The following is a 12,595-nucleotide window of genomic DNA, read 5'->3' as shown; positions in this document are numbered from 1 at the left end:
AGGATCGGCCCATTAAGAAAATGCTGCAAGTAAAAGTATTGACGTTTTAAGAGGAGGAGCGTAGTCGATGGGACTACCCTGGTACCGAGTACATACAGTCGTCCTGAATGATCCAGGACGACTGCTATCTGTGCATTTAATGCACACTGCCCTGGTAAGCGGCTGGGCAGGCTCCATGGCACTCTACGAGTTGGCCAAGTATGATCCAAGCGATCCGGTTCTCAATCCCATGTGGCGTCAAGGCGTGTTTTGTATGCCTGTGATGACCCGCATTGGTGTTACTCACTCTTGGAGTGGGTGGACTGTAACCGGTGAGCCTTGGGTATCACAGCCAGGAATTTTAGGTGCACACCTAAACTTCTTTAGCTATGAGGGTGTCATCCTCATGCATATCCTGGCTGCAGGTTTGTTTTTCCTAGCTGCCGTTTGGCACTGGATTAACTGGGATTTAGATGTTTACTATCCCGAAGGTTCTTCAGAGCCAGCTAGCGATTGGCCCAAAATTTTCGGCCTTCACTTATTAACGCTAGGAATTGTTTGTTTTGGTTTCGGAGCAGGTCACTTAACCGGCATCTTAGGGCCGGGCATGTGGGTTTCGGATCCCTATGGCCTCACCGGTCATTTGCAAGGGGTTAGCCCCGACTGGCGCCCGTTTGCCTTTGACCCTTACAATCCCACAGGTTTGGTTACACACCATATTTCTGCAGGGATTGCTCTGATTATTGGTGGTATTTTCCATATTGTTTCTCGTCCTTCTGAGCGCCTTTATAACGCTCTCAGCATGGGTAACGTTGAAACCGTACTATCCAGTTCCGTTGCCTTTGTAGCTGCTGCTGCATTTGTGATGGTTGGAACCATGTGGTATGGAAGTGCAACCACTCCGATTGAATTGTTTGGTCCAACTCGCTATCAATGGGATAGCGGTTATTTCCAAACTGAAATTCAGCGCCGCGTGCAGTCTGGACAAAGTTGGGATCAGCTTCCTGAGAAGCTATTGTTCTACGATTACATCGGTAATAGCCCTGCTAAAGGCGGTTTATTCCGCACAGGTTCTATGAATAGTGGTGATGGTATTGCCCAGGCTTGGGAAGGTCATCCTACCTTTACAGACTCAGAAGGTCGTGAGTTGTTTGTGCGACGCATGCCCAACTTCTTCGAAACTTTCCCTGTTGTCTTAACTGATAAAGATGGCGTAGTCCGCGCTGACATTCCTTTCCGTCGAGCTGAATCTCGATATAGCTTTGAGCAGAAAGGCGTAACGGTTTCCTTTGAAGGTGGCACCTTAGGGGGTCAAACCTTCACGGATGCTCCTACAGTTAAGAAGTATGCCCGTAAGGCCCAGTTGGGTGAACCCTTCGAGTTTGATACTGAGACCCTCAATTCTGATGGTGTTTTCCGAACCAGTACTCGTGGATGGTTTGCTTTCAGCCACTCTTGCTATGCGCTACTCTTCTTCTTCGGCCACTGGTGGCATGGCGCCCGTACCATCTTCAAGGATGTGTTCGAGGGTGTTGATCCTAACCTGCCTGAGGAGCAAGTGGAATGGGGTGTATTCCAGAAAGTTGGTGACACAACCACCCGTGCTTAATCAGTCCTAATTGGGATAAAGAATTCTAGATAAATGCTAGTTGGCATTGACTAGGTTCGAAATGAAGGCTACTGAACGCTTCTAAGTCCAAAAATGATTAGAATGTGGAGGGTAGCCTTCTTAGTTTTTTGAAATAGCGATTATTGAAGGTTTATTCCTATGGATGTTATTGCTTACGTATTCATTCTTGCTTGCTTAATTGGATTATTTTTCTTCGCGGTCTTTTTCCGCGAGAAGCCTACCCGAATCTAAATGCGTTGAGCTTTGCTTTTTGCTAGCTTTGCTTTAAAAGCCGATATAAGAAGTTCAAACTGAAAAAACCGCTCTCAAATGAGAGCGGTTTTTCACGTACTAGGTTTATGCGGTCCAGGAATCAGCCCTTTTGGAGGCGAAATTTCTATTCGATTAGCTGCTATATCAACAAGGGGCACTAAAGCTGGGACAAAGGGAACCAGTACCGTCTGGTTGGTCTCCACCAGTTGGATTTCTAGCAAGTCATTGCCTGCACTAGCAATACTAACCACTGAACCAACAACGGTTTGCGTTTGCTGATCAATAACCGTTAGCCCCATTAAGTCGGATAGATAGTATTCACCCTCTGCGAGTTGAGGACGATCGCTACTCCGAACTAAGAGTTTGGCACCTTTGAGGGCTTCAGATTGATCTCTAAAATTAACGTTTGCCAACTTAACCACGTAAATTCCCTTGCGTTCAACAAAACGTCCTTTCAGAAGTTGAATTTCTTCGGGAGTAGATGGATGTGTAGGAGTAGACAACCAACGGAGACCGGGCTGGGTAAATCGCTCTGGAAAATCCGACTCTGGAAAAACTTTAACTTCACCATTTAAGCCATGAGCACCGATAATCGTGCCTACTTCTAACCACTCTTCTAAAGCAGGATCTGCTAGTGGCTGGGAAGAGAAGGTATCACTCACATCTGTATCCTTTTAATTAAGAGAAGCTGGAGCAGCATCGACGGTCTTGTTTTGATAAACGGCTTCGACTACTTGTACGAGTCGCTGCATGGCGATGGTAATTTCTTGATCAGTGGCCGTCAAGCTGATACGCAGACATTGGTGTTTATGGAACCAGTCTTGGGATAAGCCAGGGAAGAAAGAGTGGCCAGGAACAACGATAACCCCTACTTTTTTGAGCTGTTGATAAAGCTGCCAGTCGGAAATCGGTAACTCATTCAGCCATAGCCAAGCAAAAATAGCACCTTCACCTAGATGCAGAAACCAGGGGAGCGTCGAGGGCATCTGCTGATCGAGCACAGATTGGAGTAAAGCCAGTTTGGCCTGGTAATAGGGGCGAATCACTTGGACAGAGATATCGGCTAAGGCACCCGATTGGATGGCTTGGGCTGCGATCGCTTGTCCGTATCGTCCCGAATGAATACAGACATTGGTTTGAAAAGCTTCTAAGGTTTGAATGATACGCTCATCGCCAATCGCGATACCGACTCGTTCTCCGGGTAAACCTGCTTTCGACAAACTCATGCAATGGACCACATTATTGCCCAAAATCGGCACTATCTCGGTGTAATTTAGGCTGGGATAGGGTGGCCCATAGGCAGAATCAACGAATACTGGAATATCAAAGGGAGCAGCTAGATCAGCAATTTGTTTAACTTCAGTCTCGCTAAGGACGTTTCCCGTCGGATTACAGGGGCGAGAAAAAATGATGCAGCCCGTGGTTTCATCAACGTGAAGCTGATCAAAATCGGGTCTGTACTTAAACCGATGTGCCGATTCCTCGATGTCTAAGGTGGGCTGATAGGCTTTTAAGGCTTCCGGGGTCAGACAAATCCCACCATATCCGGTGTAGTCCGGTGAGAGGGGCAACACAATATTTTTCAGCTGACCGTCAGCCGTTACGCCTCCAAAGGCATTCGCTGCTAGAAAATATAATGCTTGACTTCCTGGTGTGATCAGAATTTGCCGATCACTGAGGTTTAAACCATAGCGCTGGTTAAAATCCTGTTGAATGGCCTCGACTAAGGGCTGATAACCTTGACTGGTGCCATATCGACAGACAACTTCACCATACTCAGGGTTCTCTAGCAATTGAGTCGTACAATCCCGCCAGAGTTGCTCAACTTCCGGCAAAATAACAGGATTGCCTGCACTTAAATTGATAAATGACTCATTGGGATTGGCTTTTAGCGTATCGATGATATCTTTCATGATGGCACGCACACCCGTCAGAGCAGACATCTGAGTACCAATCTGGGAAAGCGTTGGAGTCATAGATACAAGCCAATTGGTGAGATCCTAGTGCATAGAACCAATAGAAGCACTGTTTAATCCAGGCTAGAACGAGTCTCCATATCTTAAAAGCTCTGGGCTGAACTGGCAATCCCTGACCTGAGTGGATTTTAAACCTCAGTCAACGGTTGTATATCATAGGGACAAGGGAGAATTTCAGGCTTCCACAGGTGTCGCAGGTTCAGTTGCTGTGGGGCGTAACTGCATGCCAATCACTTGAGTATGGGTGCCGCGAGCCTGGGTGACGCCAATGGTGCGATCGGAGGCTTCGATCATGGGCCGACGTAAACTGACCACAATAAACTGGGCCTGTTTAGCTTGCTTTTGAATCATTTTGGAGAGGCGCTCCACATTGGCCCCATCCAAAAACATATCAACTTCATCAAAGGCATAGAAGGGCGAAGGGCGATAGCGTTGAAGCGCAAAGATAAAACTCAGGGCCGTCAGAGATTTTTCTCCCCCCGACATGGAGGCTAAGCGCTGGACAGGCTTGCCTTTAGGGTGAGCCACCAAGTTGAGTCCACCTTGAAAGGGATCTTCGGGATTATCCAGCTGCAAATGCCCATCCCCATCGGAGAGTTCAGCGAAAATACTTTGAAAATTGATGTCGATGGCATCAAAGGCTTCGCGGAAAGACTGGTAGCGCAGGGTGCGGAAGTTCTCAATGCGAAGCAGCAGTTCTGTGCGCTCGGATTCTAGGGTCGTCAGTTTGTCCGTTAATTCAGCCAGTCGCTCTTGCGTTCGCTCGTACTCTTCAATGGCCAACATATTCACCGGCTCCATGGCCTGGAGGCGCTTTTGCAACTTTTGTAATTCTTCGCGCAGCTGCTCCAGCGTTAGATCCTCTGGAATGTCTGGTAAGGGATCGGGGAGTTCCGTGGTTTGGGCTTGCAGTTGAGTTTGCAGCTGCTGAATTAGCTCTTGTTGTTCTTGCTGCTTATCCTGAGTTTTTTGAATTTGCCAGAGCAGCTGTTGATGAGCAGCGGTACGTTCTTGTGAGTATTTTTCGACGCGATCGCGTTCTTGTTTCTCACTCCCTAAGCGCTCTTCTAATTTGGCTAGCTCGGTGCGCAGAGTGGCGATGGTGGCTTCAATTTGCTGTTGCTGTTCTTGATTTTCGGTCTTTTGAGTGGCCTGGGTTTCGGTTTGGGTTTGCAGCGTTTGCAGGGTGACCTCTGCCTGCTCTTGTTTCTCTTGCAGGCGTTCTTGCTGGCTGGTTAGCTCTTGAATGTGTTGTTGGACCTCGCGTAGAGCTTGTTCTCGGCCAGCCACTATGGATTCTTGGCCCTGAATCTGGTTTTGCAGGGTCTTCCATTCGCCGTGGGTTTGGGACTGCTCCAGCTCTTCTAAGGCTTCTCGCAGCTGTTCTAATTCTGTTTCCTGTTGAGGTAGGTCGGTTTGCAGCGTTTGCAGACGATCCTGAGCGCCTTTCAGATCTAGACCATAGGTTTGCCGCTGTTTTTCCAGATGGGCTTGGCGATCCGCTAATACCTTGAGTTCTTTTTGTAACTGCTCGGTTTTGAGCTGAGCTTCACGATGCTGTTGCCGTAAGCCACTCAGCTCTTGATGTTTACTGGCTAACTTAGCTTGAGTCTGTTCAATTTTGTTTTCTATCGGCTGGAGCAGGGTGGCAATTTCCGACAAGCGCTGTTTCAAGGCCATAATGGCGGCTGATTCTCCCGCTTCGCCTGTGCCAAAGTGAAGGGTGTTATGGCGGTTGCGGCTACCACCCGTCATTGCACCTGTGGGTTCGAGCAGTTCACCATCTAGGGTGACCATCCGGTATTTGCCGATATGGCGACGGGCATCACTTAGGGTTTTGAAGACGACGGTATTGCCAAACACATAGGCAAAGATCGGTTCATAGATGGGGTCGAAGTCGATCAATTCGATGGCAAAATCGATAGCTCCTGAGGCCGATAAGGGCGGTAGCTCTCTAGGAGGCCGCATTTTATTGAGGGGTAAGAAGGTGGCTCGCCCGCCTCGCTCCCGCTTTAACAGTTCAATTCCGGCGGAGGCAACGGCATCATCATCGACGACCAAACAGCCGAGGCGGCCGCCTGCCGCAATTTCTAAGGCAGTTTGATAATGAGAATCCACTTGCCCCAGTTGGGCCACTAGACCATGGACACCCGCTAACTTGGCCTTGCGAATAATATGGGTAGCATGGGTGCCCTGAACTTCTTGCTGGGCCTGTTCTTGGGCTTCCAGTTTATCAAGCTGACGCTGCTTTTCTTGCTGTTCTCGCAGCAGCCGATTTTGGGTTTCTTGCTGGGTATTGATATCGTGATCGATTTCTGCGATCGCACCGGCACAATCTTGCACCTGCTCTTGCCGTTGCAAGACCTCAGCTTCTGCCACCTCTAGCTGTGCTTGCGTTTCCGTCACCTCTTGGGCGATTTGCTCCACCGATTGCTGCTGCAGATCGCTTTGACGGTCTAACTGCTGGACCCGCTCTTGCAGCTGAGCCTGTTCGGCTCGCTGGGGTTCCAAGGCTTGCAGCACCGTTTTAATTTGCTGATTCAGATGGGACTGCTGCTCGATCCAGGCATCGGCAGATTGAGCGATCGCTTGGGCCTGCTGTCGGGTCGTATCCAGGGCTTGCTGGGCCTGATCACGAGCCTGGGTTAATCGAGGAACTTCTGTGGTTTCCAAGGTTTGTCGCTGTTCCCCAACCTGCTTAATCTCAGCCTGGAGCGTTTGCAGTTGCTGTTGTGTATTTAAGATGGATTGGGCAATTTGCGCTTGGGATTGTTCTAGCTCTCCCTGCTGGCGCTGGAGCTGCTTGAGTTCAGCTTCCTGGGTGGCAATTTGAGCTTGGAGGGCGAGATGTTCTTCTTCCCCTAGAGCTTTGACTTGGGCATTGAGGGTTTCCAGCTTCTGAGAGATCTCTTCTAATTCTGTGGCGAGGGCGGTTGCTTCGATCTCCAGCTTGGCTTGGGTTTGCTGTTCCGTGGCCAGCTGTTTTTGCTTCTTGTCAATCTGGGCTTGTAAGTCGCGCCAGGCCAATACCCCTTCCCAGGCCGCTTTCGATTGCAGCTCCGCGCGCAGTTTCTGATACTTTTCTGCTTTGATGCGATCTCGGGCCAGTCTCTCGCACTGATCGTTCAGTTCCTGCTCAACGATGCGAGAGCGCTCTTCCTGCTCCTTAACCGCATCCAGCTTGTCTTTGGCCTGATTAATGCGCCGATCAAAGTTAGCCACCCCGGCCAGCTCATCAATAATTTCTCGCCGCTGGCGGGCATTCATGGAAATAATGCTGGTGACGTCCCCCTGGAGAACGACGTTATAGCCCTCGGGATAAATCCGACGGCGATTGAGCTGCTCATGGAGCTGGGTGAGGGTACAAGACTCGCCATTGATGGCATAAGACGACGTATAGGTCCCTTGTTTGGTCACCCGTAACTTGCGGGTTACCTGCCATTCATTGGGAGCTAGTGTAGATTCCGTATCCGATTTTGGTATCGCTGATGCCGTATCGGTGTGTCTTTCCGCTTCCTCGGCTTCGGCGGCTTCCGCTGCGGCTAACTCTTCCAGCTCTTGGGGGGAGAGTTCAAAGGTGACCGTGACTCGGGTTTCTGCGATCGCATGTCCCCGCTTAATTTGGGAATGATTGACTAAATCGGGCAAGCGCTCCGCCCGCATCCCCCTCGATCCTGCCAGTCCCAGCGCAAACAACAGAGCATCCAACAGATTAGACTTCCCCGAGCCATTCGGTCCACTGACCACCGTAAATCCAGGCAGTAAAGGGATGGCAGTGGTACTACCAAAGGATTTGAAATGAGAAAGCTCGAGTTTTTTTACGTACACAAACTACTTCAGTCGCATTAATGTGGCGAATATTTAGAAACCGCTAATCTTAAGTCAGCATAATCAGAATTGCCAACAGGGTAGCACGACTGTTTAAAGTTGGTCGGTTGAGCGTTCAGAAATTTGCGTTTCTTAGTACTTGCAGGGTTGAGAATAATTCACCCCAGCCAATACCAGCCCTAATTTCAGAGCAAGATCGTTATCTGCCCATCAAAATGCTCAACCATCCATAAGGCATCGATCATTCGTTACCCTAAAAGAAGTACTTCTCCGTTCTAAACACTATAAGTTCGTGCAACTATGGCTCTATTTGGATTATTTGGGAAAAAGCTAACCTTACCCACCGCGAGTGAAGCGTTACCCGGACGGAAAACCCCCATGCCCGTACCTGAACAGCATTACGTTAATGGCCATCCACTTGCCCCTCCCTTTCCCGAACAGATGGAACAAGCCGTCTTCGGCTTAGGCTGTTTTTGGGGCGCGGAGCGGCGCTTTTGGCAACAGGAAGGGGTCTACGTGACTGCGGTGGGTTATGCAGGTGGGTTAACGCCAAATCCTACCTATCAAGAAGTCTGTTCAGGGATGACTGGACATAATGAAGTGGTGCTAGTGGTATACGATCCCCAGCAAATCAGTTATGAAGACCTACTCAAGGTCTTCTGGGAAAGTCATAATCCCACGCAGGGCATGCAGCAAGGGAATGATGTGGGAACGCAGTACCGTTCTGGTATCTATACCTATTCAGAGCAACAGAAGAAGCTCGCTTTAGCCTCTATGCAGGTCTATCAAGCCGCGCTCACAAAAGCGGGTTTAGAGGAAATTACCACTGAAGTTTTGGATGCCCCTGAGTTTTATTACGCAGAAGATTACCATCAGCAGTATCTGGCCAAGAATCCGGGAGGATATTGTGGTCTAGGAGGAACGAGCATTACCTGCCCTCCGTTGGTTGAAGCCTAATCCTGTAGTAGCTTTTGCCATTGACGGACCATCCCTAATCTTTAAGGAAGATAACGCAAGGGCTTTTCCTCTGCCGACCAAGGCTAGGGTTAGTTTAGGATTGGTTTTAAGTTGTTGAGGACGCTAGCAGACCCATGGCTTATTTTTGGTTTAAAGCATTTCACATTATTGGGGTGGTGGTTTGGTTCGCAGGGCTATTCTATTTGGTTCGGCTATTTATCTACCATGTCGAGGCCAATGAAGAGCCTGAACCTGCGCCTGCTATCCTCAAGCAGCAATACACGCTGATGGAAAAGCGGCTCTATAGTATTATTACCAGTCCTGGGATGATGGTGACGGTGACCATGGCGATCGGCATGTTAGCCACTCAACCGGATCTACTCAAACAAAGATGGCTCCACGTTAAACTCGCGTTTGTGGCCTTACTCCTGATTTACCACTTTTACTGTCGTCACTTAATGAAGAAGTTAGAGGCAGGAACCTGTGGCTGGTCGGGTCAACAGTTGAGAGCCTTAAATGAAGCGCCTACATTGATGTTAGTGGCGATTGTTCTATTAGCTGTATTTAAAAGTAGCTTGCCAACGGACGCCACTGTATGGGTGATTGTTGCCATGGTAATTGCCATGGTGGCGACCATCCAACTTTACGCCAAGAAACGGAAGCGAGATAAGGAAAAACTAGCTCTCGAAACGGCCTCTGAATCGTTAACACAGTAATGTTCCAAACAACCCGACGACGGTTGGCACTCTGGTATACCGGGGTGACTGCTGTACTGCTGCTGGTGTTTGCTAGCGGCTTTTATCTCTATGTTCGCGGTACCTTGATCGAGCGCGTGGACGATACGCTCAGCCATGTGGTGGAAGTGGTGCAGCGATCGCTGGTCGTAGAAGCAACCAACGCCGATGCTTCTCCGCTTCCTTCTCCGCTAAAAGTCAATATAGAAGCTAGCTTTGGCGATCCGCCTGATGCCGTTGATGATGATCGGATTGATCTGGAATGGTTTAATGCTGAGGGCGATCTACTTTGGTCCACCCTATCCGAGCCTTTAGAGATTCCCATTCGTCTGGGATATCGGGGAGAAACCGTTGAAATTGCGGAAGATTATTTATTGCGGCAATTAACCCAGCGAGTGGTTTTCAATGATGACGTGCTGGGGTATCTCAGGGTAAGCCATCCTTGGTTTGAAGTCACTAAACCCGCTCGCCAACTGTTTATTGATTTAAGTTTAGGCACCAGTTTGTTAGTCGGGTTAGTGGCTGCTACAGGATGGTTCCTCTCGGGGTTAGCGATTGAACCCATTCAAGACTCTTATCAACATCTTAAGCAATTTACGGCTGACGCCTCTCACGAACTGCGAAATCCGATCGCACTGATCCAAACTAATGTCCAAGTGGCGTTAGCAGATCCTGAACTGGACAATGCTGACCAACAACAGCAGTTGGAAGTCATTGAACGCTTGACCCAACGCCTGGGTCGTTTGGTGGATGATCTGCTATTCCTCGCCCGACAAGAGAGTGGCATGCTCCAACCCAGTCTTCAACCTTGCCCGTTGGATGCCGTTTTGATGGCTGTGGTCGAAGAACAACGAACCTTGGCCAATACCCAGGGGGTCTTGCTAAAACTTACTTTGGAAGAAACAGACACCTCATCAGTGCCCGGAGCGGACTCGTTCTCGGTCCTGGGGGATTATGATCAGCTGGTTCGGTTATTCACGAACCTGGTCAGTAATGGTATTCAATATACGCCTACGAATGGTGCGGTCAGCCTGGCGCTCACCACCTGCCAACGTCAAGGAATTCCTGCTTTAAAAACGGAGGTCCGAGACGAAGGATTAGGGATTCCGGCGGAAGCTGTGCCCCACGTATTTGATCGGTTCTACCGGGTTGATCCAGCCCGACAGCGTTCACTCTTACGGCCTAAAGATAGCCGCCCATCCGCCTCTGGCAAGGTAATGGGAACGGGATTAGGATTAGCGATCGCACAAGCGATTTGCCACAACCATCAGGGTCATATTAGCGTCAGCAGTACGCCTCAACAGGGAACCACTTTTACAGTCATCCTCCCTCAACAGCTATCCTCCACAAACATCGTCGCCCCAATACCCCCCTGAGAGCTAAATCCGCTACCCTGAGAAAGGCAAGATCAGCAAAAAGGCAAAGGCATGAAGGATTGGAATCCAGCAAATCTAGGAATTATTATTGCTCTATTGGTGCTGTTGGGCCTCAATTCTATTGTGATTATCAATCCTGGCCAGGCTGGTGTACTCAGTATTCTCGGAAAAGCGCGCGATGGTGCCCTCTTAGAGGGCATTCACGTCAAAGCTCCCTTTGTATCAAGGGTTGATATCTACGATTTGACGGTCCAAAAATTTGAAGTACCTGCTCAAAGTTCGACTAAAGATCTCCAAGACTTAACAGCTCGGTTCGCCATCAACTTTCGGCTAGATGCAACAGAAGTAGTAGAAGTCAGGCGTAAGCAAGGGTCCTTGCAAAATATTGTGTCTAAAATCATCGCCCCCCAAACTCAAGAATCTTTCAAAATTGCGGCTTCTCGTCGAACAGTAGAAGAAGCCATTACCGAACGAGAAGTGCTCAAATCAGATTTTGATGAGGCCCTCAGCAAGCGTCTAGAGAAATACGGCATTATCGTTTTAGATACGAGCGTGGTTGATCTCGATTTCTCACCTGAATTTGCCCAAGCCGTAGAAGAAAAGCAGATTGCCGAACAACGAGCCCAGCGTGCTGTCTATGTTGCTCGCGAAGCAGAACAAGAAGCCCTCGCCGAAGTCAACCGAGCCAAGGGTAAAGCAGAAGCACAACGCCTACTAGCCGAGACCTTAAAGGATCAAGGTGGTAAATTGGTTCTGCAAAAGGAAGCCATTGAAGCCTGGCGACAAGGAGGCTCGCAAATGCCTCGCGTACTCGTCAGTGGTAAAAATGGTGGTCAAGTTCCCTTTCTCTTTAATGTCAATGCGGATAGCAAGGGATAGATAGTTCTTGGCATCAAGCGTTCAAAGGCCATACCTGGTTAAAAAACACACAATTATCACACCCTCCAGGTGGGCCTAGCCACCATCATGTCGGCCAAGTGGTATAGGGGTGCTGGGCAAGATAGGAGTTGAAATATCTCGGATCATCTGAGACTTCTTGGCCCACCCATGCGGGTAGGGACACCGGCTGATCAGGAGCGTTCAGCTCCACTTCAGCTATAGTTAAACCCTGATTAGCACCAGCAAACTCATCAACCTCCCACGTTAGATCTTGAAGGTAGATTTTATACCGGGTTTTTTCCACAATTCGAGAGTGGCATAACTGCAACATAGCCTGAGCATCCATCACAGGGATTTCATATTCAAACTCTTGTCGGACCAAGTTATGAACTTTGCCTTTGACCGTTAAATAAGCTAAATCTCCAGCAATCCGCACCCTGATGGTGGCTTGTTCACTTCCTGCTAAATACCCTTGAGTAAAAGCCACACCTTGGCCAAGAGAACGCCACGCTTCACCCTTGACGAGAAACTTGCGCTCAATTTCAATCCCCATAATGGCTGGTCCTAGGATTCAGCTCGGGTTTTAAGGAGCTTACGAATCAGATCTAGCATCTCGGATGGATTAAATGGCTTGGTAATGTAAGCATCCCCTCCCTGCTTCATCCCCCAATGACGATCAAATGCCTCTCCTTTCGTAGAGCACATAATCACGGGTAAGTTGAGGTCTTTCAAATCATTCTTAACCCAGCGACACAGCTCGTAACCATTCATGCGAGGCATCACAATATCTGTGATCACTAAATCCGGGCAACTGCTTTGGAGCATTGTTTTTGCCGCTAAGCCATCTTCTGCTTCAATGACATCTAAACCATTACGCTGCAACATATCTGTCAGCATGGCACGCATAGTGGGGCTGTCATCAACTACCATTACTGTTGTCATGTCTCTTTTCCCTTTTACCTCCATGAGACCCACAGCTCTTCA

At 49.0% G+C, this 12,595-nt stretch carries 11 protein-coding genes; 6 read left to right on the top strand and 5 right to left on the bottom strand.

Going from position 1 to position 12,595, the window contains the following annotated elements; all coding sequences use genetic code 11:
- Window positions 1-67 precede the first annotated feature (67 nt).
- Together psbB and Q0986_RS21805 are read left to right on the top strand one after the other, a co-directional pair.
- Window positions 68-1,588, top strand: a complete 1,521-nt coding sequence (gene psbB / locus Q0986_RS21810; RefSeq protein ID WP_299415934.1) for a photosystem II chlorophyll-binding protein CP47 — start codon at window positions 68-70, stop codon at window positions 1,586-1,588.
- 159 nt (window positions 1,589-1,747) lie between these two features.
- Window positions 1,748-1,840, top strand: a complete 93-nt coding sequence (locus tag Q0986_RS21805; RefSeq protein ID WP_071819940.1) for a photosystem II reaction center protein T — start codon at window positions 1,748-1,750, stop codon at window positions 1,838-1,840.
- 92 nt (window positions 1,841-1,932) lie between these two features.
- On the opposite strand, the gene rimM is transcribed toward Q0986_RS21805, so the two are convergent.
- The 3 genes from rimM to smc form a co-directional block, all read right to left on the bottom strand.
- Window positions 1,933-2,523 carry a ribosome maturation factor RimM gene (gene rimM / locus Q0986_RS21800; RefSeq protein WP_299415922.1) on the bottom strand — a complete coding sequence of 197 codons (591 nt, stop codon included), beginning with the start codon at window positions 2,521-2,523 and terminating at the stop codon, window positions 1,933-1,935.
- Between the two features lie 12 nt (window positions 2,524-2,535).
- Complete coding sequence (locus Q0986_RS21795) at window positions 2,536-3,837, bottom strand: valine--pyruvate transaminase (protein WP_299415918.1); 1,302 nt, start codon at window positions 3,835-3,837, stop codon at window positions 2,536-2,538.
- Between the two features lie 174 nt (window positions 3,838-4,011).
- Window positions 4,012-7,665, bottom strand: a complete 3,654-nt coding sequence (smc, locus tag Q0986_RS21790) for a chromosome segregation protein SMC (protein ID WP_299415915.1) — start codon at window positions 7,663-7,665, stop codon at window positions 4,012-4,014.
- Between the two features lie 300 nt (window positions 7,666-7,965).
- Here smc and msrA point away from each other — a divergent pair, with 300 nt between their 5' ends.
- The 4 genes from msrA to Q0986_RS21770 all read left to right on the top strand — a co-directional run bounded on the left by msrA (window position 7,966) and on the right by Q0986_RS21770 (window position 11,611).
- The gene (gene msrA, locus Q0986_RS21785; protein ID WP_299415912.1) at window positions 7,966-8,622 is read left to right on the top strand and encodes a peptide-methionine (S)-S-oxide reductase MsrA; all 657 of its coding nucleotides are present in this window, start codon (window positions 7,966-7,968) and stop codon (window positions 8,620-8,622) included.
- A gap of 134 nt (window positions 8,623-8,756) precedes the next feature.
- On the top strand, window positions 8,757-9,338 hold the full coding sequence (gene hemJ / locus Q0986_RS21780; RefSeq protein WP_299415909.1) for a protoporphyrinogen oxidase HemJ: 582 nt from the start codon (window positions 8,757-8,759) through the stop codon (window positions 9,336-9,338).
- Window positions 9,338-10,732 (top strand): HAMP domain-containing sensor histidine kinase, encoded by a 1,395-nt coding sequence (locus Q0986_RS21775; RefSeq protein ID WP_299415906.1) that lies wholly within the window; start codon window positions 9,338-9,340, stop codon window positions 10,730-10,732. Before hemJ ends, Q0986_RS21775 begins: the two co-directional genes overlap by 1 nt.
- A 51-nt stretch (window positions 10,733-10,783) precedes the next feature.
- The gene (locus Q0986_RS21770; protein WP_299415903.1) at window positions 10,784-11,611 is read left to right on the top strand and encodes a prohibitin family protein; all 828 of its coding nucleotides are present in this window, start codon (window positions 10,784-10,786) and stop codon (window positions 11,609-11,611) included.
- 85 nt (window positions 11,612-11,696) lie between these two features.
- On the opposite strand, the gene Q0986_RS21765 is transcribed toward Q0986_RS21770, so the two are convergent.
- Entirely contained in the window at window positions 11,697-12,164 is a 468-nt protein-coding gene (locus Q0986_RS21765) for a CYTH domain-containing protein (protein ID WP_299415900.1), read from the bottom strand.
- Window positions 12,165-12,175: 11 nt separating this feature from the next.
- Complete coding sequence (locus tag Q0986_RS21760; protein ID WP_299415897.1) at window positions 12,176-12,553, bottom strand: response regulator; 378 nt, start codon at window positions 12,551-12,553, stop codon at window positions 12,176-12,178.
- Between the last annotated feature and the right edge of the window lie 42 nt (window positions 12,554-12,595).

Source organism: Acaryochloris sp. IP29b_bin.148 (genome assembly GCF_028285565.1).
Lineage (GTDB): Bacteria > Cyanobacteriota > Cyanobacteriia > Thermosynechococcales > Thermosynechococcaceae > Acaryochloris.
The sequence above is the reverse complement of the archived record's forward strand: the minus strand, read 5'-3'. Positions and strand labels throughout refer to the sequence as shown.